This is a genomic window from Paenibacillus antibioticophila, from assembly GCF_000455265.1.
Classification (GTDB): Bacteria; Bacillota; Bacilli; order Paenibacillales; family Paenibacillaceae; genus Fontibacillus; species Fontibacillus antibioticophila.
Genome location: NZ_HG005142.1, coordinates 468023 through 491817 on the forward strand (window position 1 = coordinate 468023; position 23795 = coordinate 491817).

General features: G+C 42.7%; 13 protein-coding genes and 2 pseudogenes. All 15 read right to left on the minus strand.

Translation table 11 applies throughout. From position 1 onward, the window contains the following. Nucleotides 1-235: 235 nt before the first annotated feature. Entirely contained in the window at nt 236-1744 is a 1509-nt protein-coding gene (locus TX85_RS22525; RefSeq protein ID WP_222860724.1) for an ABC transporter substrate-binding protein, read from the minus strand. Nucleotides 1745-2366: 622 nt separating this feature from the next. Next, nucleotides 2367-2902, minus strand: a pseudogene (locus tag TX85_RS22530) (Gfo/Idh/MocA family protein); the annotation flags it as partial. A gap of 82 nt (nt 2903-2984) precedes the next feature. Then, nucleotides 2985-3200, minus strand: coding sequence for a hypothetical protein (locus TX85_RS22535; RefSeq protein ID WP_044482096.1), 216 nt, complete (start codon nt 3198-3200; stop codon nt 2985-2987). Then, nucleotides 3197-3435: pseudogene (locus TX85_RS22540) on the minus strand (IS110 family transposase); the annotation flags it as partial. The pseudogene TX85_RS22540 and the gene TX85_RS22535, both read right to left, overlap by 4 nt. A gap of 128 nt (nt 3436-3563) precedes the next feature. Next, nucleotides 3564-4721, minus strand: coding sequence for a YhgE/Pip domain-containing protein (locus TX85_RS22545; RefSeq protein WP_044482097.1), 1158 nt, complete (start codon nt 4719-4721; stop codon nt 3564-3566). 151 nt (nt 4722-4872) lie between these two features. Beyond that, nucleotides 4873-7398, minus strand: a complete 2526-nt coding sequence (bglX, locus tag TX85_RS22550) for a beta-glucosidase BglX (RefSeq protein ID WP_049895187.1) — start codon at nt 7396-7398, stop codon at nt 4873-4875. Nucleotides 7399-7454: 56 nt separating this feature from the next. Beyond that, nucleotides 7455-9707: a glycoside hydrolase family 3 C-terminal domain-containing protein gene (locus TX85_RS22555; protein ID WP_044482199.1), complete on the minus strand. Its 2253-nt coding sequence runs from the start codon at nt 9705-9707 to the stop codon at nt 7455-7457. A gap of 5 nt (nt 9708-9712) precedes the next feature. Beyond that, nucleotides 9713-10600, minus strand: a complete 888-nt coding sequence (locus TX85_RS22560; protein WP_044482098.1) for a carbohydrate ABC transporter permease — start codon at nt 10598-10600, stop codon at nt 9713-9715. A gap of 17 nt (nt 10601-10617) precedes the next feature. Beyond that, nucleotides 10618-11568: an ABC transporter permease gene (locus tag TX85_RS22565; protein ID WP_044482099.1), complete on the minus strand. Its 951-nt coding sequence runs from the start codon at nt 11566-11568 to the stop codon at nt 10618-10620. A 209-nt stretch (nt 11569-11777) separates the two neighbouring features. Beyond that, nucleotides 11778-13316, minus strand: a complete 1539-nt coding sequence (locus tag TX85_RS22570; protein ID WP_044482100.1) for an ABC transporter substrate-binding protein — start codon at nt 13314-13316, stop codon at nt 11778-11780. Nucleotides 13317-13713: 397 nt separating this feature from the next. After that, the gene (locus tag TX85_RS22575; RefSeq protein WP_044482101.1) at nt 13714-16188 is read right to left on the minus strand and encodes a glycoside hydrolase family 3 N-terminal domain-containing protein; all 2475 of its coding nucleotides are present in this window, start codon (nt 16186-16188) and stop codon (nt 13714-13716) included. Between the two features lie 467 nt (nt 16189-16655). Continuing rightward, on the minus strand, nt 16656-19100 hold the full coding sequence (locus TX85_RS22580; protein WP_044482102.1) for a glycoside hydrolase family 2 TIM barrel-domain containing protein: 2445 nt from the start codon (nt 19098-19100) through the stop codon (nt 16656-16658). A 423-nt stretch (nt 19101-19523) separates the two neighbouring features. Then, a complete protein-coding gene (locus TX85_RS22585) occupies nt 19524-19811 on the minus strand; it encodes a hypothetical protein (protein WP_148444400.1) in 288 nt (95 codons plus the stop codon). A 530-nt stretch (nt 19812-20341) separates the two neighbouring features. Further along, nucleotides 20342-21301, minus strand: coding sequence for an alpha/beta hydrolase (locus tag TX85_RS22590; protein ID WP_199558852.1), 960 nt, complete (start codon nt 21299-21301; stop codon nt 20342-20344). Nucleotides 21302-21374: 73 nt separating this feature from the next. Continuing rightward, complete coding sequence (locus TX85_RS22595) at nt 21375-23768, minus strand: glycoside hydrolase family 3 N-terminal domain-containing protein (protein WP_199558853.1); 2394 nt, start codon at nt 23766-23768, stop codon at nt 21375-21377. Nucleotides 23769-23795 lie beyond the last annotated feature (27 nt).

A 23795-nucleotide genomic window follows, 5' to 3' on the forward strand; every position in this document is an offset into this window, starting at 1 on the left:
CATAAAAGACCAAACATCCCATCTACCTTTAGCTAACAGTAAATGCTGCAGATTGTCGCAATTACTTGTAAAAATCCGTAGGCCAGCGAACGCCCTAGTAACCAAGGGCCTGCACGGAGGTTATACACAACAAATCGGTCATTCTTAAAACAATGAAGCCAATTTACATCCATATCGCTATAAGGGCAGACTGTATACCAACAATCAGACTACTCATGAATTCTCATCGTTTCACTTATTTACCTTGAGCAGTACGCCATTCATCAAATTGACGTTGTTTTTCATCCATAACCTTCTGCAACCCCGCATCATAAAGAGTGTCGTTAAACTTCTTTAACAATTCATCGGGATTAACCGAACCGTTACCAATCACTTTATAATATTGATTAACAACTGCATCTAGAGCAGCAACTTCTGTCTTAACGGGGGAATAATCAAAGAAGAAACCATATCCTTCAGATGCTCTAATACTTTTTTCCCACTCGCTCTCTTTTGCTCGGTATTCCTCTGGAGTAAATCCGCTTGCATCTACTTCTGAAGCGCCAAGTGGTTTAATATCTCTGTCTCCAAACATCAGCCAGTAGTTTTGATAATTTGAATTTTTAGAGGTATCCACTGTACCATTAGCCTTCATTTCATAATGCACACCTTCAATACCATACTGCAGCAGCGTAGCAACCTCTTCATCCGAGTTAAATAGATTGAGAAGTTGGACTGCCTTGTCAGGACGTTCACTGGATGAAGCGACTGCCCACAAAAATAACTGTGAATTTGAAGTGAATCGCACTGGAGCATGCAGGGCTACTGATTTTTTTGCAATCGGAATAGAGCCACCATAAATAAAATTCACTGAGCCTGCAGCAGTTGCAAAGACTTTGCCATTATCCAATAATGTTCCACCATCTTCTTGAGATGTGCTCACATCCTTGGAAATATATCCTTTTTCAAACCATTCTCGAACTTTCTTAACAGTATTGACAAATTCCTCTTCTTCAAATAAATTTGTAATTTTCGTACCTTCGCCATTCATCAAACCGCCATATAGATTACCAAGTCCATCAAATTTCATTAAAATACCTGCAATACTGCTGGACACAACTTCTGGTGCAAGAATGGTCATATTTGGCTCATTCTTGTGTACCTTAGCGAAAATCAGATCCATTTCATCCAACGTTTTTATATTATTACTAATTTCAATCTTGTATTTATCAAGGATTGCTTTATTCATATTAAAGCCGTTTGTAAGCGTTGCAAACTTTTGCGGAATCGCATACTGTTCTCCTTTAAACTGTCCTACGGGAAGCATATAACCCACTGTCTTCTGAAGTGCCGGTCCCCATTCAGCGAGCTCTTTATCAATCGGTCGAATCATCTTGTTGTTAGCAAATTTCGACAGGTAGGTGTCTCCAGGCATCATAAGCATAAGATCCATCTTTTCTCTACTGGACGATTTTAGCGAGTAAACATTAGCCATATTGTATAAACTTACCCCTTCAAGATCCACTTTTGCGTTAATTTTCTTCAGTGTGAGCTCATTCAACTTCGCTTCAATCTTGGGAAGATCCGGTTGCTCTTGTCCTAGAACCGCATAATTCACTTTAATTGTGTACGGTTCCTCATTGAAGTCAATTTCTCCTGAAGTAGCCCCTTCACTTGCGACAGGTTTTGTTTCATTAGAATTGGTGCTGTTTTTAACGTCGTTACTAATGTTACCGCTTTCACATCCTGATAGAGCAAGTGTCATAAGACCTGCTATCACAACAGGTATAATTTTTTTTTCAAAATACTCCCCCCTCTTTTTAAGTTGATTATTTACTATCTACTTTAATTATAAGATTTTAGGAATTGACTCGTTATACACTTTCCGACTATATATAGTTCAATATCCGACTATTATACTCAACCCTATAAACCGGTTTTCTCTAGAAATATGCCTTGAATCATGTCCTCGTCGGCTGCAGTGAACTCTGTTTAATGCATTATAACTGAACATAATGAATTCTGGCTTATGAACCTGAATGGTACTTAAGTGGCGCCGGTAGAACCTTTCTCACTATGAACGAAAAAACAGCCCCCCGCTTTGGTTTTCAAGCGCAAGGAGCTGTTCGACTGTTAATGCCGCGCCGCTACCGAACAGTGCCCAAGCGGTGGGAGGATTCATAGATAACGCCGATAATGCACAGCGTTTTGATACCTTCTTTGACGTCCAGTCCAAACCTTTTTCCGGCAGCGATATGGGCGAGGATGTCTTTAATCAGTCGGTGGAGACGCACGCCGTCAAGCTATCCCAGCGCCTCAACATGCAGCGAAAAAATCGCACTGCAGCCGATCACCGCCACACCTATCTTTTACGTTATGGACAGGATTCATTCTTCTTTCCGCTGTTGGTTTGGCCAGCGGAGCCACTCCAGCGTAAGGTTCACCGCTTGCTCCTGCGCCTTGAGGCACAGCTCCGCGGCCAGGAAGGCATGCTTCTGCGTCATCGCATGCTCCGTGCGATTCAGACAGTCGAGAATCAATTCCCCGAAAAACGGAAAGCCGACCTTACCCGCCAAATGCTCGTAATGCTCGCCCTCGCGGTCCGCCCAGTAAACATGGTCTGTCGAGTTGGCCCGGGCCAGATCCGTATACTTGCGCAGCTCAATATACCCTTCTGTCCCCATGATGATGGTCCTACCGTCACCCCAGGTGCCAAGCCCTTGCGGCGTAAACCAGTCCACCCGGAAATAACCGGTGGTGCCCTCGTCTCCCGTCAGCGTTGCGTCACCGAAATCCTCCAGCTCCGGGTAGTCCGGGTTGCCGTAATTCGCCACCTTGCTGTGCAACACCTCCCGGAGCGGCTTCCCGTATAGTGGAGAAACCGCTCGATCTGGTGGCTACCAATATCACAAAGAATGCCGCCGTCGCGGCGAATACAAATTCGCCGGGCCGAACTACAGGACGCGACTCATACAGCGGCGCATAGGACATACCGTCACTGCGGCTCATGAAGAGGTCACCGCCTTTGGCAACAGATAATCCACTTGCCCAACTTCCGCAGAGAAGGCTTGGCCGTTCACCACCGCAATGTCCTTTAAATGCAATACTTGCATCCGTCCCTGCACCTCGCCGCCCCGTCCGAGTGGGTCCGCTCCTGCCAATTGCAGCCGATACAGGTCTAATTCAAAGCAGAAGGCGGCCGGTTCGTATTCGTTCAGCACTGTACGGCTAGATATAACGCCCTCCGAAGCCTCTTGAAGCCGTGTTTCGTGAGATTTTAGAGCTGGTCGCCGTGAATTTGCCGGAGCTGAATATTCCAGGGTCTAAACCTGCAAAAGCTACCAGTTGTTTGGGTTCTTTAAACCGCCGTACATCTCCGATCTCTGCGACAATTACAGTTGCGAGCTTATCTCCGATTCCCTGTATACTCTTTAATAACTCAAACTCCGGAAGACCCCTTGCCATCTCATTCATCTGCTTGTCAAACCTTATTGAGAAGAACAAATTGGCAATTGGGGATCCCTCTCAACATATGAAAAAGGGCCGACAGGACTACCTTGCCTATCTGCCCTTTTAAACTTATTTTACATGTATTGTAATTCAGTTGCAGGCTTCCCCTCAACTTCGGCAGCTTTGACTGGCTTAAACTGGTGAATGAACAAATTTATGATTAGCGCACCGACACCCACCAAGGCCAAACCGAGGACATATTCAAACGTCTTGCCGCCTCCAAAGAGCATATTATAATCTAGTTGAACTGCGTAGAACATCGGGGAAATGTAGCTGAACGCTTTAAAGAATCCCGGCATCATATCTTGCGGCATCACGGCTCCACACGCAATCGTCTGCAATAGCATTAAAGGCAGATTTAGAACCATGCCCGCTTGACCGAACAGCAGCCCACAAACACTGGTGAACTCGATGGCAACAAGCATTCCCAAGGAATGGACCATCCACATTTTGAGGAACGTCTCAGCCCCATACCCGTGAAAGCCAAAATAAATGCTCAAACCGACCAGCGGCGCAATTAAGGATAGCACCATATGGACGCCCTGCAGTGAGAGGAATGCATTCCATTTCCCCACTTTTGCCTTCAGCTGGTTGAGTGCAACCGAACTGATCATCGAATAAATCATCGCGCCTACATAAGATGCAATCGTCAGGAACATCGGCGCCATCTGATTGTGCATACCGGCAGGCGGCGTGTTCGTTGACACGATATTTGCCATTACCTTCGACACCAAACTTTCCGCCACTTGTTTGGATTGATCCTCAGGCACATTCATGCCCTGAAGAAGAGTCTCTATACTTCCCTTCTGGATCTGAGCGCTTATCTGCGATGAAACCTTTGTTGCTATGCTTTGCATCGTGCTATTAATTGCGGCTGGATTCGACTCGTTGATGAAAAAATCCAGCCTCACCTGTTCGCCCTGGGCAGCCAGATTTTTCGAAAAGTCTTCCGGAATATGCATAATGAACTGTATATCGCGATTGTCTAGTTTCTTCTGTGCCTGCTCAAGGGGTTCATTAGTGACGACACGCAGCGGTAATTGTGTCTTTAACTGCTCTACAAATTGTGCACCTGACTGTTGATCTTCATTCACAATAGCCATCGTCAAACGATCAACATTTTTTGGTATTGCACTGTAACCAGACATAGTGATCCCAATCATAACAATTTGATAGAAAATCATCATGAAAATACCACCGACAACGGCTTTGTTTTTGAAATATGCTTTCAATGTCGATCCCGCCTTTAGGAAATTAGATTAATCTCATAAAAACATAACAAAGGCGCATGCAGCGCCTTTGTTATGTTCTATCTTTCGTTCTAGTACATAAGCCATCAAGTGTTATTACGTATTTTTTAATTCGGAAAAAAGGGCATGTGAATCAAGAAACCTCTGCTTCTAACAGCTCGAATCCAGCTTCCAATACATCACGGGAATTTGAGCCAATGAAAATCTTGAACTCTCCGGATTCCGCTTCATAGCGTTGATTGCCAGTGTAATAAACCAAATCCTTTTCTCCGATTTGAAATATAACTTCTTGGCTCTCTCCTGATTCCAACCACACCTTACAGAATCCCTTAAGTTCTTTGACCGGGCGGACTGTGCTGCCATACGAATCTTGAATGTACAGCTGCACAATTTCCTCTCCTGCATAACGGCCTGTATTTGTAACCGTTACACTCGCATGAAGAATATCCTTGTGCATTATCTTCTGCCTGTCTAATCGGAGATTAGCATATTCAAAGAAAGAGTAGCTCAATCCGTATCCAAAAGGATACAAAGGCTCATTCGGAGAATCGATGTATTTTGACAAATACTTTTGATCCTGATTATCTGTCAATGGACGTCCTGTTCTGAAGTGATTATAGTACACAGGAATTTGCCCTACATTATGAGGAAAGCTCATAGTAAGCTTTCCTGAAGGATTGTAATCCCCAAATAAGACATCGGCTATTGCGTAACCAGCCTGTGTACCTAGAAACCAAGTCTCCACAATTGCATCAGTATGTTGTTCAAACCAATCGAGCAAAATTGGTCTACCATTCGTTAATACAAGAACAACCGGTTTCCCTACTGCAACAACAGCTTTCGCCAATCTCATCTGTACTTCCGGAAGCGAAATATTGGTGCGTGATGCCGCTTCACCACTCATATCACTGGATTCACCTAGTGCCAGAATTACAATATCTGACTCCTCAGACGCTTTTACCGCATCTTCGATACCATTTTCGATATAAGCCTCTACGTCACATCCTTGAGAGTATACTATTTGGCTCTTTTCTACACCCTTAGATGATATGCCTTGAAGTAAGGTTATAGTTTCATAGGCATATTTGGTGAATTGCCATGGTCCAAGCAGGTCTCGGCTTGCACCAAAAGGCCCTATAACAGCAATTTTGCGATCCTTCGAAAGTGGTAAGACTCCACTATTTTTGAGCAAAACCACTGACTTGCGGGCTAATTCTCTACTTTTATTTAAGTGCTCCGGATGAAGGTGAACCAGTTCTTCCTTTTCCGGTTGAATATAACGATATGGGTCATCCATAATTCCAATTTTAAATTTATAAGTCAATATGCGGCGTACGGCATCATCCAGTTGTTTTTGTTTCACAGTTCCTTTTTCGACCAAACTAGGGAGTTCATCGGCATAGACACTGGTTACCATTTCAATATCCATTGTAGCGTCAATTGCCATTTTAGCTGCTTCTCCTTTATCTCTGGCCGCTCCGTGAATCTGAATTTCTTCAATAGAGCCATAATCCGAAATTAACATTCCCTTGAACCCAAGTTCTTTGCGCAACAATTCACGAAGCAAATATCCATTTCCAGCTACTGGAACACCTTGATAGAAATTAAAGGCATTCATAACGGAACCAGCACCTGCTTCAATACCCGCCTGAAATGCGGGCAAATGAAAATTACGCAAAGTCCACTCAGACATATCTACAGTGTTGTAATCACGTCCACCCTCAGCGCCACCATAACCTATAAAATGCTTCAGGCAGGCAATTAAAGTTTCCTCATCAAATAAGCTTTCTCCTTGGAACCCTCCTACCTGAGCTTTGGCGATTTGGGCCCCAAGATATGGATCCTCCCCTGAGCCCTCCACAACTCGTCCCCAACGCGGATCCCGAGTCAGATCTACCATTGGTCCATGGTTAAACGTGTTGCCGGAAGCAGTCGCTTCTTTAGCCGCAATAGCACAAGCCTGTTTGATCAATTCCATATCCCAACTGCATGACCATGCAAGAGGAACGGGAAATATAGTTTGGAAACCATGGATAATATCTGCATTAAAAAACAATGGAATTTTGTGAGGTGATTGCTCTACTGCAATTTTCTGAAGCTCGTATATACGATTAATATCAAAGGCTCCGAGTACAGAGCCCGCCTTCCCTTCGGAGATCAGTTGTTCAGGTGGGGCTGAATTCACAGCACCACCGAATGAGTGATTAGAGGCCAAACATTGGCTCATTTGTCCTATTTTATCATCCAAGGACATTTTGTTCAGAATCTTTTCCACTTCCATCTCTATTTCCTTATCACCGCGAGGAGACAAATTGGATTTTCGTTTATTCTTCACATGGGCGGCAATATATTCTTTGGATTGAACTGTTCCTCTGCCTTTTTCTCCGATGATCTGAAAACTTCGATTCATCATGTTGATTTCTCCCGAAAAGGAGGTTTCGTTAAAATAGAGATTAAACGTTATCTCGCCAGGCATATACTTATTATGCCCTTTGGCAAAAAGATGATTATTTTCAACAATTGTCTCTTCAATCTCAATCATTGGAACAGGTTCTGTCCAGATACGAAGTTGTATATCATTTAATTCCTCAATTTGAAAGATAAATTTCATTGTAGCAGTTTCACTTACATTTATTGTGCTGTTCCAAATTCCAAACATTTAGGGCCTCCTTAAATTTGTCCTCACCAATCAGATACATTTTTTCACAGTTAAAATTATTCATTCAAGCCCTTAAGTAGTTCGTTTAACATGTCCTTTGGCATAGTACGTTGCGATTCAAAATTCCTTAATTTAATGCTGTTTAATAGCGAATCTTTGTCCATTCCGAATGGTCCTCCATTTGAGGAATCATCTAACCCCATTCCTGCTAATAGATTAGAAATGAATGGAACAGCAATCGGATGAGTCTTGATGTCTCCTAAGGTTGAATCTAACGTGTATTTTTTTTTCAATTCAACTGTTGAGTTCACCACAATCGTATCTTTCAGTATAATTTCTCTTGAAGACTTTCCAATGAGTATTTCAAATTCTCCGGTCTCCACATACCAATCCATTAAATCAACGTTATAATATGCAAACGCACGTTTCCCCACCGTAAAGGTAACCAGTTTTTCTTCACCGGGGTCTAACTCGATTTTTTCAAATCCTTTTAATTCCTTCACGGGTCTGATAACACTACTTTCATTATCCCGTACATAGAGTTGTACAATTTCTTTCCCCGCTCTATTCCCCATATTTTTAACCTTTAGCGTTACAATAACTTCTTGCGAGTCAGAAATCTCTTTATGATTAAAACTAAGATCCGAGTATTCATAAGTTGTATAGGAAAGACCGTATCCAAACGGGAACAATGGTTCAATTTCAACTTTATCGTAGTGACGGTAACCGACAAAAACACCCTCTCTATATTCAACTTTATCGCTTTCACCAGGAAAATTAATATAAGATGGTGTATGACTTAGTTTCATCGGAAAGGTCTCTGCAAGCTTACCCGAAGGGTTTTTGTCGCCAAACAAAATATCGGCTATGGCACCTGCCATAGCTTGGCCTCCCAAATAAGCTTCAAGTATTCCCTTCGCTTTATTTAACCATGGCATTTCCACAGCCGATCCGTTCAAAATAACTATTACGATATTCTTTTGAACTTCGGCAACCGCCTCAATTAATAGGTTTTGATTATTTGGAAGTTCAAGATGCTTACGGTCGACACCTTCAGCATCATATTTTTCTGGCAAACCGACAAATATTATTGCAACCTCTGACTCCTTAGCAACTTTTTGAGCTTCCAAAATCAAATCAACGTTAATTTGGTCGGTTTCCAACGAATAACCTTTGGCATACTTAAACTGAGCTTCCTTTGCCTTCTGCGTTATCTCTAAATAGGGATTATCCAATTTCGTAGGGTTTACTCGCGAGCTACCTGCTCCTTGATATCTTGGATTTTTTGTGAACGCGCCTATCAAGGCAATTTTTCCCTGTTTTCTAAGTGGGAGGATCTGATCTTCATTTTTTAATAACACCATACTTTCCGCTGCAGCTTCCCTGGCAAGTCGATGATGGGCATCCGGATCATAGGCTGCTTGATGCTTTATATTCTCCTGAGCTTTAAAGATAACAGTAAGAATTCTTTCGACAGCACTATCTAATGTTTCTTCAGACAAATCTCCATTATTTATGGCATTCAAAATTTTTTCACTGCCCACTCCATTACTTCCTGGCATCTCCAAATCCATTCCTGCACTTAAAGCTACATCCCGTTCACTTACTGCTCCCCAGTCAGAAACGACAAATCCTTCAAAGCCCCATTCTTCTCTTAAAATATCATTTAACAATGTTTGATTCTCAGAACAATACTCACCATTTATCTTGTTATAAGCAGCCATTACTGTCCATGGTTGTGCCTGTTTGATTGCACCTTCAAAGCTAGCAAGGTAAATTTCACGTAGGGTGCGTTCATCAAGGACAACGTTTAAGTTAAATCGTCTCGTCTCCTGATTATTTACGGCAAAATGTTTTAAAGAAGCACCTACCCCTTGACTTTGAACACCTTTTATATGTTTTGCTGTCAGTTCAGATGATAGATATGGGTCTTCTGAAAAGTACTCGAAATTTCTTCCACAAAGAGGTGATCGTTTAATATTTGTTCCGGGCCCAAGTAAAATTTGAACTCCTTCTGCTTGACACTCTTCACCAAGAGCAACACCGACCCTTTCAACTAGATCTCTGTTCCAGGAACAAGCAAGTCCTGCAGCAGTCGGAAAACAGGTCGCTGGTACACTTTGGTTCATTCCCATATGATCCTGGGCGCCCATTTGTTTTCTCAAACCATGGGGCCCATCGGTCAGCATAATTGATGGAATTTCATGAGCAGGTAAAGCAATAGTATTCCATGCACCTACTCCAGAGCATAAACTCACTTTTTCTTCCAAAGTCATACTTGAGATAATTTTATTGAGTCTTCTTTTCAAAGTATTCACTCCTTAACTGCCCCCTCAGTTGCCCCATTAACGAACCATCTCTGGAATAAAGGAAACAACAGAAGCATTGGTAAAACGCCAACTACAGCAATTGCCATTCTCACGGTAACTGAGGGTAAATCTGCTGTGGTTACCGTGGTGCCAACATTATTTTGCTGTAGGAATTTAATGTTTTCGTTAATATTATTTAATAGAGTTTGTATACTTTGGATATTACTGTTCGTTGAGAGATAATACATTCCATTAGTCCAGTCATTCCAATAACTCAACGCCGAAGTCATGCCTACAGTAACGAACATTGGTACGGACAAAGGCACGGCGATTTTGTAAAAGATTTTAAATTCTGTTGCGCCGTCAATCCGTGCAGATTCAACGAGTGCTCCTGGTAGAGTATGCTCAAAATAATTTTTAAACATAATTACGAAATATGCGTTCATCAATAAATTCGGTAAAAGCAGACCAAAAATTGTATCTTTAATATGGAAAATTTGCGTATACACAATGTATGTTGAAGTTAATCCTCCATTAAAAAGCATCGTAAAGGTTAACAGGAACATTAGCAAACCTCGTCCAGGAAGATCATGCTTGCTAAGAGTATACGCGAGCATAGCAGATATACTTACTCCAACAAAAGTGCCGACAATAGTAACAAATATAGAAACCAAATATCCTCTTCCAATGAGTCCCCACTGAGTTGCAATATAAGAATAAGCATCTAAGGAAAATTTTTGTGGAAAAAAGCTATATCCGTTTTGTAGTGCTGTCCCTTCGTCTGTTATAGAAGACATTAACAGTAGTATAAAAGGAGCAATTGCAAGGACGGATAAAATTATCATTATGAAGTGTCCAGCCACTGACCAACGTTTATCTTTATTTTCTATCATTATCTATCGCTCCGTTTTCAGAATAGTGAGTCTTCTTTGCTTATTTTTTTAATTACCGCATTTGCGATCAAAATCAATATAAAACCAACAACTGATTGGTACACGCCTGTTGCAGTTGACATTGTGATATCTCCCAGGTTCATAAGTGCCCGGAATGAATAGGTGTCAATCGTTGTAGTAACGTCATATAGTGCACCCGAGTTCATAGGAACTTGATAAAACAAGCCGAAATCAGAATAGAAGATTCTCCCAATAGCAAGAATTGTCGTTAAAATAATTACTGGTTTAAGGAGTGGCAAAGTAATATGTCTAATTTGCTGCCACTTTGTTGCTCCATCAATTTTTGCTGCCTCATAGTAATCTTTACTTATGGTAATAATTCTTGCAGTATAAAACATCAGATTGTATCCCATAGCTTTCCAGGTATGAATAAACAGTAAAATGAACGGCCAATATTTAGGTTCAGAGTACCAAGATATCGGATCAATTCCTAACGGTTTTAAGATAGAGTGATTAATAAAGCCATTATCGCTGCTTAGAAATGCGAATACCAAGTAACCTACAATTACCATTGAAATAAAGTATGGAATAAGAACAGCTGACTGGTAAAACTTTGCAATCTTTTTACTCATTATTTCATTAAAAAGAATTGTTACAGCAACTGAGAAAACAGTTCCTACCACAATAAACAATAGATTATAAAGAACGGTGTTACGAGTCATGATCCATGCATTATCAGTTGCAAATAAAAACTTAAAGTTATCAAACCACACGAACTTACCACTAAAAATGCTCCCTGAAAAATCAAGTTCTCTAAATGCAATTTGCATGCCGTAAAGTGGCAAGTAGTTATTAATAAGTAAATAAATTAATGCAGGTAAAGCCAAGAGATACAATGGAATATATGATTTCCAATGGATCTTCTTCCTTGGCTTATTCTCTAATCTTAAACTCGATGTTGCCTTCACTTTTTTTCCGCCTCCTAGTATGGTTTTCTCTGAAGTAAAAGATCATTTACCTATCCCTTCATTAATAATTTTACAAAAAGAGAAGGGCAGATCGTTATACATAGAACGACAAATGAGATTTCATTTTCCGACCATTGGTATAGAAAAATAAAAAGAACTGCCTATCCTTAGTGGAAGACAGTTCTTTCTTAGCGAAATTTCACCGAGTACTATTTTCCTTTAGTTGCGAGCCACTCATCAAATTGACGTTGCTTCTCATCCATAACCTTTTGTAGACCTGCTGCGTATAGACTATCATTGAACTTCTTTAACAACTCATCAGTATCCACTGAACCATTTCCAATGACTTTTCGATACTGTTGAACAATAGCATCTAAAGCTGCCACTTCCGTCTTCACAGGTGTAGGATCAAACATAAAACCATAGCCGGGAGATTTTTCAGTTTTATCATTCCACTCTTTTTCCCTTGCTCTATATTTGTCAGCACTGATTCCACTAGACTGGACAAACGAGGAATCTAAAGGCATAAGATTATAATTTCCAAACATCAACCAGTCATTTCGATAATTTTCATTTTTAGAGGTATCAACAGTTCCATCCTTATTTAGTTCGTAGTGTTCTCCTTCAATCCCGTATTTCAGTAATGTTGATAGCTCTTTGCTTGAATTAAGCAAATTAAGGAATTGAATGGCCTTGTCTGGTCGCTCACTGGACGACGATACAGCCCATAAGAAAAGCTGGGAATCTGCTGTAGTCAGGACTGGAGGATGTAAAGCTATCGTTCTTTTCGGGATTGGTACTGTTGCACCACCATTGAAATGGATGGAGCCAGAAGCCGTCGCAAATACTTTGCCATTGTCTAATAGGGTACCGCCATCATCTTGTGATGTACTAACATCTTTTGAAATGTATCCTTTTTGATACCATTCTCTAACCTTTTTCGCTGTATTGACCCATTGCTCGGTTTCAAATAAATTAACTACCTTTGTACCACTATCATCTGTGAGTCCACCATACGTATTGCCTAATCCATCAAAATAAACTAAGAAACTTGCCATATCTGATGAACTGACTTCTGGAGCAAGCAACGTCAATGAAGGTTCAGATTTGTGGACTTTTTCAAAGATAGCATCCATATCATCTAGAGAACTTACTCCTGTAATGTCAATATTATATTTATCTAGTATATTTTTATTCAGAGTAAAACCGAATGTTAGCTTCCCACTAGTGATCTGTGGAACCGCATACTGTTCTCCTTTAAATTGACCCGCAGGCAAAAGGTCTCCTGCCGTTTCCTTCAGTGCAGGCCCCCATTCTGCTATCTCCTTATCAATCGGGCGAATCATTTTTCTGCCCGCGAATGATGAGAGATAGCTACTACCCGGCATAAGCATCATAAGATCCATTTTCTCCCCGCTTGAAGCTTTTAACGCATAAACATTTGCCGTATTGTACAAGCTCACTCCCTCAAGGTCAACTTTAGCATTAATCTCTTTGAGAGTAACTTCATTTAATTTGGCTTCAATTTTAGATAGATCAGGTTGTTCTTGGCCGAGAACTGCATAGTTCATCTTGATTGTATACGGTTCTTCATTAAAATTAATTTTCCCCGTTTCACTCGCTTCAGTTTTTGACTGGTTTGAATTGTTTGCTGTTGATGAATTTGTATTGTTACCGTTTCCACATCCGACTACAGCCACCGTCAGTATGGTTGCCATTAAAACAGGCAATATTTTTTTTTCTTTCAAAGTATTTCCCCCTTAGAGTATGAATTAAAGTCTTGTTGACAGTATTTATTATAAAAAAACGAGGGGGACATCGTTATACAAGTTCCGACTATATAGATTGAGAATTCCGACTTTCATTTTTACCCCTACTTTTCTAAAATTTTGGACACTTCCTACTTCTTTAATGAATGTACACAGTTAAAGCTTACTACGACAAGAAAAAAATGAGGGCAAGCCCTGCAAGGTTGCGGTAATCCGACTTGATTTTTATGCCATCATGTATCGATGTGAGTTATACAACAAAATTAAAAAAAATCACCCAACAACCCCCACATTAATGGTGGTTGTTGAGGTGCCTAATAAAGCATATCAGTACCAAGTGGTTAAATATTGGCTTACTTTAAGTGTACCCTGTCTTCTACAAATTATTAATTGATGATTTTGATGAGAAAACTTTTCTATCTATAATCATCTTTTCACCGATAATTTCGAAGGCGCCATGCAATCTGATATCTTGTGATGACGCACCAACAAATACTTCCATCTTTCCAGGCTCCACAATGAGATCCATATTTAAATCATGAAAAGCCAATTGCCTCATATTCACAGCAAATGAAATTTCTTTTTCTTCTCCTGAATTCAAACTAATCCGATTAAATCCAACAAGTTGTTGAACGGGTCTAACAACACTGCTTACACAGTCACGTATATATACCTGCACGATTTCGTCTCCAGCATATAGCCCCGTATTCTTTACTTTAAAACGAAGATTTAATTCGCTATCCGATTGAACGGTATTATTCATACTCAAATCAAAATAATCAAATTTAGTGTAACTTAAACCATGACCAAATGGGTACAAAGGTGTATTTTTATCATGACCGATATATTCTGCTCTATCATTGATCTCCAAGAAGATAGGAAGCCTGCTGTTGTACATCGGAACTTGTCCAATCTCTTTTAAAATAGTCACAGGCAATTTACCACTAGGATTTCTTTTACCTTTTAAAATGTTAACGATAGCTTCTGCCCCTGATTGAGCTGGTAGCCAAGAATACAAAAGAGCTTTACTTTGCTTGCTTATCGATGGTATTGCCAGTGGTCTGCCATCGACAATTATCGAAATGACGGGTTTCCCCAGCTTAAACACTTCTTCCATCATCTCCAACTGCGGTTCTTCAAGTTGTATGTTTAGATTATCTTTATTTTCGCCGCATGTTGCTTCAGGATCAATCATGTTTTCTTTACCGCCTAATACAGCGATAACTATATCTGCCTGTTGAACAATTGCTTTTACTTCCTCTATTCCGCCCTCAATTGGCTTGAGAATATTAGTGCCTCTTGCGTGTAATACATTATGTTCACCAAACTCCTCTTCCAATACTTCCTTTACTGTTTTACATTCCGGATAGAATTGCTGAACAAAATCTTCATATGTTTCATACACTTTGTTTGGAGCATAAAAAGAAGCAATATGTTGCCTTATTAGGCCCATAATAATATTTTTTTGTTCAAGTGTTGGTTCATCGCTATATTCAACTCCAGCTGCTTTAATAGACTCTTTATGTTCTACAATAAAGCCTGGATAAATCATTTGGAGAAACTTGTCTTCTTCAGATTTATCAAAATCACTACTTCTTGCAATAGCAGAACCAACCGAGGAGTATCCTCCAAAGAAATTAATTTTATTGTCTGAAGACGGCCCGATCAAAGCAATTTTTATATCCTTTTTTAGTGGAAGTATGTCTTCTTCATTCTTTACTAAGACAATGGATTTTTCAGCAATCTCTTGCGATAAATCTGAATTCTCCGGTTTGCTAATTTCATACACAAAATCCCCGTCTTCATATGGATTTTCAAACAACCCTAATTTAAATTTTGTCTCAAGAACTCGCCGCACGGAACGATCAATATCATTTTCTGTTATCTCTCCCGATTCGACAGCTTCTACCAGGAAACGGTAACAATCATTACTTGGCTGTTCAACATCCATTCCAGCTTGCAAAGCCAATATAGCTGTTTCCTTGGGACTTTTAGACACACGGTAGCGAGCATTAGCATGGGTTATGCTTCCATAATCCGCAACTACTAAACCGCTAAAGCCTAACTTCTCCCTTAAAATATCCGTCATCAGCCATTTTGAGGTAGATACAGCTTGATCGTTCAAGATTCCATAACTATTCATAATGCCCATGACATTGGCTTCATGAATTACCGCTTCAAATGGAAAACAATAAGTATCCAGCAATTTCCTTTCTGCAATTTGCATCTCGCCACCATTTCTGCCGCCTTCAGCATTTCCATAGCCTACAAAATGCTTAGCTGTGGCCATAAGCTGATTCTTGCCCTGCACCCCTTTAACATAGGCTGTGCCCATCTGCGCAACGAGATAAGGATCTTCTCCATAGGTTTCACCTATTCTCCCCCATCTTGGATCTCTACCTAAATCAAAAAGTGGAGAATGTACTGCCTTGATACCGAAAGCCATAAGCTGTTTTTTTACCACATCGCCCATCTTTCTTGCTAGTTCCGGGTCCCATGTAGAAGCAAGATTAAGAGATTGCGGAAACGTCGTAGCACCTGGAATTTGTGCTCCGGCTATACCTTCATTATGAATAAGAACAGGAATACCCAACCTCGTTTCCTCCAAGAGGAACTTCTGAATTCTCCTTAATTTATCGATATCTTTGATATTGTCTCCGGTTAGCGAGACATTCAAACAACCCAGTGTACCAAGCCCATCTTTCATAACTTCCTTCAGTTTATTAAAATCATCGTCTCTATCAGACACAGCGGCACAGTAGAGTTGTGCAACTTTTTCCTTGAGGGACATCATTCCTATTAAATTTTCGACTCTTTCTTGAATAGATCTATTTGGATCTTTATAAATCACTTTTCTTCCCCCCTACAAATTATCATACTTATATGAAATTATAATTTACTAGATTTATTTCCTGGTATACTTCATCCGACGTTATCCAATGCCAAAACCGACTTGTTGACTTAAATTCCTGGGCAATAGTTTGTTAGATAACGCGATCACGACCGTTGGTTTCTCAAGTGCTTCACTCAACAGTCTTAGAACGGAAAAGAGGCTCGCTTCTTGACGAGCTTCCGTTAGCTACTTATTCGTTTACCTGTGCTTGTTGATCCGTTTGTGAGAGAATGCAACCGAAATTGTTCCCTCTACTGCAATCGCTATGCGTTAAACCCCTGCAAGCTCTTTAACGGGGCAAAACCTGCTCGAAAAGTCATCGCTGACATGAACTTGTACGACCATGAGTTCCATGCTTAACCGAGACTTCCACGTAGAATTAAATTACTTTTGGTCCCGTTTCTCTTTAAACCTTTATTCTAACCTTACGAAACTTGCACGTTGATCTGGACGCTACTAGCAGCGCAATCCTCGGAGGCAACCGTCACGGTAATCGACCCAGCACCCGTGGGACGTACAACTGCCAAAGCCTGCCCATCAAAGGTCGTACATTCAGGATCGAAGAAGTTTTCCTCAGTTACCGGATTCGCACTTCCTAATCCTTGCAGTATTCCCGGGCCGTCCACTCGAACTGAAACCTTACGATCGGCGGAATTGTATAAATGGCCTTGCCCATCCTCCAACCGAATCATTACAAAAGACAGATCGCGGTCTGATGCTGCGATCTCCGCCCTATCAGCCACGACTTTCAACTGCACGTCGCCGGTTGCCGAGCAAAGCGACATCCGTCCGGACTCTTTGCCTTTCGTATAAGCTAGCGCCATAATTTCGCCCGGCTCGAATGTCGTATCAAATTCGGTCATAAAGCGATTTTCTTCGCCTACGGCCGCTTTGCCTACAGATTTGCCGTTCACTAATAGCTCGACTTCGTCCGCATCGGCATATACTTCAACTTTAATCGGCTTGTCTTCGTATCCATTCCACGACCAGCTGGATACAGAATCGCTCCAACTCCACTTAGAGGGAATAAGCTTCTTGCCGTAATGCTCGGGGCGCTGAACTGCGATGTACGGATCCTTGCGGAACCCAAACACGATTTCACGGTAATAAGATGTCGGGCGACGGTTTCCAATGATATCAATATCTCCGCACCAGGCCGTAAGCCATGGATATGTTCCTAATAAGCCAGCATCCTCGTTTGGATCATACTTGACTCTACCTATTCCCACTTCGCCAAGATAGTCCCAACCCGTCCAAGTAAAATCACCAAGAACGTGGCTGTTCTCCTTCACCAGTTTCCAATTCTTGTCGATCATCGAAGGGAAGGTTTCGCTTCCAACTATCACCCGATTTGGAAACAGACCCTTGTCCAATTGATAACGCTCATCTGCATAGTTGTAACCCGCAATATCAACATAGCCAAATGATTCTGCAGTTCGTGCCGTGGCGAGATCTGATTTTTCAATCCCAGCCATAACCTGATCGAAGTTGTTCAACATCGTATTAATGCCTTTATTGTCTGTCCCCTGGTTCGTTATCGTTTTTTTCATGAATTCAGCTATGACAGATACCATAAAGCTGATAGAGTTCGTCACAAAACGCGTATTGTCAAGCGATCGAATCTTCTCCGCCAACTTGCGCCCCCATACGGAATCAATCGACCTTCCCGTTTCCATAATTTCGTTTCCGATCGAATACATAATAACGCAAGGATGATTGAAATCCTTATCTACCATAGCCTGGATGTCTTTCTCCCACCAGATCGGAAATTGTAGCGCATAATCGTGATCGACTTTTGTTGAGGTCCACATATCGAAACTTTCGTCCATGACGAGCATGCCGAGTCGATCGCAAGCGTCAAGGAGTGCCTTGCTTATCGGTTGATGCGCACTGCGCAATGCATTAAAGCCTGCCTGCTTCAAAATCTCAACTCGCCGTTCTTCGGCCCTGTCAATCGTAGCGGCTCCAATTACGCCATTATCATGGTGAATGCATGCTCCGCGCAGCTTTACGACTTCGCCATTGATACTGAGTCCTTTTTCCGGGTCCAGCGAAAGCGAACGGATTCCGAAATAATTCATTTCCTCGTCCAGTTGTTCGTTATCTTTTAGCACACGGGTTCGACAAGAATAAAGATTAGGCTGTTCTACGCTCCAAAGTTTTGGCTGCCGCACATATAGCCGTTGACGCAAAGTTGCATCCTCACCCGCAAACGTGGTTAGCGTCGCCGTGTCACTGGCTACGACGCAGCCTACTTGGTCGACAATCTCAGTCAGAACTCTGACCGTCTGAGTATGGAGACCTTCGTTTTGAATAATCGTCCCTATACTGACCATAGCGTGGTTGCGTTGGATATCAGGGGTCGAAATTTTCACTCCGTCAAGCGCAATATGAACCAAATTCCCAACGATGAGGTTGGTGTTTCGATAAATCCCGGCACCGGAATACCAGCGAGAATCTTTGTAGTTCATCGCAATCACTTTAATGTGGTTTTCTTCCCCGTATTTCAAGAAACGGTCTGTTTTTACATAGAAATTCGAATAGCCATTAGGCTGCTGTCCGGCAAAAGCATCGTTAATGTATACCATCGCATCCCTAAAAACACCTTCAAATTCAATGGTCACTTTTTTCTCCCGATACTCTTCCGGTACTAAGAACGTCTTAGTATACTCATATTCTCCTTCAGGATAAAAGGCTATGCCATGAAGATGATGACTGCCATCATCCGAGGGCTTCTTGCGATACCTTTCGATCATCGCGTCATGAGGCAAAGTGATGGCCTTAGGGGGAACTAAGGCAACTGTCGATTCGGAAAAAAATCCTTTCTTCGGGCCTACCGTCCAGTTTTCATTAAAGGAATTACGTTTCATGTTCACCTTTCCTCTCTTGTGATTTTTCTGATCATTGATAATAGCCCCAAGTTACTCTTGGATGATACTAGCTTGCGAGAATCCATCTCCGGCGGCAATCATATGAAATTATAATCACTAGAATTATTTCATGTTATACTTGATCCGACGTTATCCATTGTAAAATCCGACTTGTTGACTTAGATTTTTAGACAATAGTTTGTTAGAAAAAAGCGATCACCACCGTGGGTATCTCAAGCTATAGTGCTTCACTCATCAGTCTTGGGAACGGAAAAGAGGCTCGCTTCTTGACGAACCTCCGTTGAACTACGTATTCGTTTAACTGGCGCGTTGATCTGCTTGCACGCATTCGCTGTATACTGCATTGTTACAGAAATCCGCAAGCAAGGGAATAACTTCCTGGTATCAAGCGAAAACTTACTTTTACACCATTGGTTTGCGTAGAAGCCCTCTGTCCTTACATATGATATGCCCAGTATTCTCTATCTCGAATGTATCCGATAATCGAATATCCTCAGAGGAGCCCCCGACTGTCACTGTCATTGTCCCTGCCTCAACGATCCAATCCATTTTGCTATCGAGGAATGCAAACTGATCCGCCCATAGGGAGAACGCGCCAACAAATTGGTGCTCTGTTCCGCTGGCCTCAATCCGCCCCAGCACCGGAAGCAACAGGGAGATCGGTGCAAAGCCCCTGCTCCGTCTCGCCAAGAAACATGCCGGTGTTCGGCATGTTCTATCCGATCCGCTACCGTAGTAATAATTGAATTAAAATCTAGTAGTATCTTTCCTCTCTCTGCCCTCAACTAGTTTAATAACAATGAAGGCTAGGAAAAAATTTACAGCCAGCTCAAATTCATGATACCGCTATACAATGGGCTGGCTACGGCAAAGAGTCATCTTGAGCAATTCGATGGCTGGATTTGCAGACGGCTGCGCATGTGCCTGTGGAAGCAGTGCAAGCGAGTTCGAACGCGAATCCGCGAACTGAGGGCGCTCAAGGTGCCGGAATGGGCCTGTATAGTCTTGGGTAAATCCCGGCGAGGCCCTTGGGAAATGTCCCGGAACATTGAACAATGCCCTTCCGACCTCCTATTGGAGGCGAAAGGACTGAAAATGTCTGCTTTCTCGTTACTTGGAGCTTTGATAACCTTCTTTGGAACCGCAATATGCGGACCCGCATGTACGGTGGTGTGAGAAGAAGGGGGTTAGTCGTCCCCTAGTACTTGATTCTGAGTGATTTACCCATAGAATGCACGCCTCAGCGCATCATTCATGGCTTTATTATGAGCTTGATGAAAGCGTGCGTCTGGTGCAATGTAGGCAAGGTGGTGAACTCCTGGATATACATGTAATTCGGTTGGAACACCTGCATGAATCAATCTTTTTGCGTAATCTAAACATTCATCAAGAAAGAGTTCAATTGCACCAATACTGATGAATGTTGGGGGCAACCCAGAAAGTTCTGTCGCACGCGGCGCCGAAGCATAGGGAGAAACTCCATCGATTCCCGGTTCGTGGCCAAGAAGGGACTTCCAGCCAAAATAGTTGTTTTGGATGGTCCAGCCATACTCGCCGTTGTAGGGATGAGAGGCACCAACACATGTGCGATCATCAAGCATTGGAATGACTAATCGTTGAAAAATGATCTTAACCTCACCCCGGTCGCGGGCTAGGACGGCGAGAGACGCTGCAAGACCCCCACCAGCGCTTTCTCCACCAATGGCAATCCTTTCATTATCGACCCCAAGTTCTTGAGCATGGGAATGAACCCATTTTAAAGCCACGTAACAATCCTCAATCGGTGCCGGATGCGGATTTTCAGGAGCTAAACGATAATCTACTGAAACAACGGTACAACCCATTTCGGCTGCTAATGCAGCGTTAGCCACATTCCCCATATCCGCAGTCCCTGTAACCATACCTCCCCCGTGAATTTGTAAATACACTGGTCTAGGAGCAGGTGAGTTATGGGGTGTAAAAATGATTATCCTTACATCTGGTGCGCCTACAGGTCCAGGAATAAATTCTACGGTCATATTGACGGGGATATTTCCGGGATTTGGTACAATCCACTGTTTTATTTGTTGACGTGCCTGTGCGAGAGTTTCAGGGCTTAAGATCATATCGGGAAGAAGGTCGGTATGTGCTTTCAAATCGGGATCTACCAAATGGGCGCTTTTCTTGACTATATTGTTCAATAGATCAACCTCCTGAGAGCAATTCCCTGCTTAATTGTGAAAATAAATTCACACTTTGAGTAAGAAACGACACTTACGCAATTGGTTTTGCGTAGAAACCTCGATCCTTTCCTACAATATACGCCGTATTCTCTATCTCGAATGTATCCGATAATCGAATATCCTCAGAGGAGCCCCCGACTGTCACTGTCATTGTCCCTGCCTCAACGATCCAATCCATTTTGCTATCGAGGAATGCAAACTGATCCGCCCGTAGGGAGAACGCAACTAATTTTTTTTCACCTGCTGCAATAGCGATGCGTTGAAACCCTGCAAGCTCCTTGACGGGACGTACCACGCTCGACAAGTCATCGCTGACATAAACTTGTACGACTTCTTCGCCATCTCGCTCCCCGATATTGGTAACTTCAAAAGAAAGGCGAATGATACCGTCCGCTTTCACCTTTTTCTTGTCCAGCGTCAGGTTGGAGTACGAAAATTCCGTGTAGCTTTTTCCTTCACCAAACGTGAACAGCGGTCGTTTGGAACCCTCAGCATATTTAGCCAAGACCATCCCCTTCACCGGAGTGTAACTGTTCCCCACCCGATGCGATGCATAGATTGGAATTTGTCCGGTATTCCGTGCGGCCGTCATTGGCAGACGTCCGGCAGGATTATAATCGCCGAACAGCACATCTGCGATTGCCTGGCCGCCGGTTATACCTGGAAACCAATTTTCAATGATCGCAGGGAAATGTTCGGTAATATACTCGCTGGAGAGCGGTTTCGCATCCATGTGCACCAAGACTGCTGGAGTCCCAGTTTCACAAATTGCCCTCGCCAGATCCTCCTGTACCCCAGGGAGACCAATGTGGTCACTATCAACCCCCTCTCCGATTGTGCAGTTACTCCCCCATCCGTACTTACCGCCAACCGTTAAGATCACAACATCCGCTTCTTTTGCAGCCGCTACCGCCGCCTCGAATCCACTACGATTCGTCCCGGCAACTTCAGCGCCGCGAACGTACACCACCTCAGCATTAGGGCATTTAGCCTGGATTGAAGCAAGAATCGTTGGCGTCGTACCTCCATACAACTGTTGAATCGTCTCCGTGACCAACGGCGACTTTTCGCGGACATTGCTGCCTTCCAGGAATGGTGAAGCGCCTGCAGCAAGCTCTGTGTCATCCGCCATTAACCCAGCCATCTCGGTAGCAGCCCCGCCCAGTATCATTTCGATCGTCGCAGGGTACGTATAACAACCGAACAACATTCGGATGGAATCGCCATGGGGACCTATGACGGTAATCTTCTTGATGTCCTTCTGTAAAGGGAGAATTCCATCGTTCTTAAGCAAGACGATCGATTCTTTTGCTGCCTTTAAGCTCTGACTCCTTGTGAACTCTTGATTGTATGCCTCCTCTATCAAATCCGTTCTTGCATAAGGATTTTCGAACAGCCCAAGAGCCACTTTCGCCATCATCACCCGGCGAACCGAACGATTAATAATCTCATCATCAATAAGTCCCTCATGTACCCCTTCGATTAGTGCATTCGTAAAACCGTAAGGTGTCGGCAATTCGCTATCTAAACCCGCCTGCAATGCTTCGATGCCGCCACTTTTAGGATTCTGACTGACCTTCAAATCCACCGCTCTGTTAATTGACATATAATCAGAAACAAGCAAGCCATCGAAGCCCATCTCATCGCGTAGCATTTCCGTTAATATATGCTTGGACTTAATCACTAACTCTCCATCAATCGTACCGTAAGAGTTCATGACGGATTGCAACCCTGCCTCCGAGATTGCAGCCTGAAATGGCTTGGCATACACCTCTCGCAGCTCACGCGGAGGGATCGGATTCGAGGCCATGTTTAAGCCCCCCTCGCCGTAGCTATATCCGAGAAAATGCTTACCGGTAGCCACAACTCCTTCCTTTAAATCATCTCCCTGTAGCCCTTTGGTAAAGGCGACGCTCATCACCGCACATAACGTGGGATCTTCTCCGTATGTCTCGCCGACTCTCCCCCAACGTGGATCTCGAGCAACATCCATTACTGGTGAAAGTGCTTGGCGTACGCCAACCGCTAGCATCTGCTTGCGTATAATATCAGCCATCCGTTCTACCGTATCAGGTTGGAACGTCGCACCGAGTCCGATGGCCGATGGGAAAATTGTTGCGCCAACCGCATTTAGCCCCGTAACGGCTTCTGCATGAAATAAAGTTGGAATTTCGAGATCATTCTTTCCAATCACGGTATCTTGTACAGTGTTAACAAAGTCCGCATTTTCCTCTACTGTCTGTCCGCCGCCACCGAATACGGTCGCTTCGCCGATGCCGTCAGGGAATCTTTGCAGAGCCTGTACAGGCTCCGTTGTCAGCATTATGCACTGAAGCTGCGAAACTTTTTGCTCCAATGTCATGTGAGAGAGCAAATCCTCAACACGCTCTTCGTTAGAAAGTGCTGTATTCTTGTGTTTTTCCACACTCAACCTCCTTAAGATCTTATAACG

Excerpts from the sequence above, each read along its gene's own strand:
- TX85_RS22525 (WP_222860724.1), bottom strand. The coding sequence starts at position 1,744 with ATGACACTTGCTCTATCAGGATGTGAAAGCGGTAACATTAGTAACGAC.
- bglX (WP_049895187.1), bottom strand. The coding sequence starts at position 7,398 with ATGTTTGGAATTTGGAACAGCACAATAAATGTAAGTGAAACTGCTACA.
- TX85_RS22560 (WP_044482098.1), bottom strand. The coding sequence starts at position 10,600 with ATGATAGAAAATAAAGATAAACGTTGGTCAGTGGCTGGACACTTCATA.
- TX85_RS22580 (WP_044482102.1), bottom strand. The coding sequence starts at position 19,100 with ATGAAACGTAATTCCTTTAATGAAAACTGGACGGTAGGCCCGAAGAAA.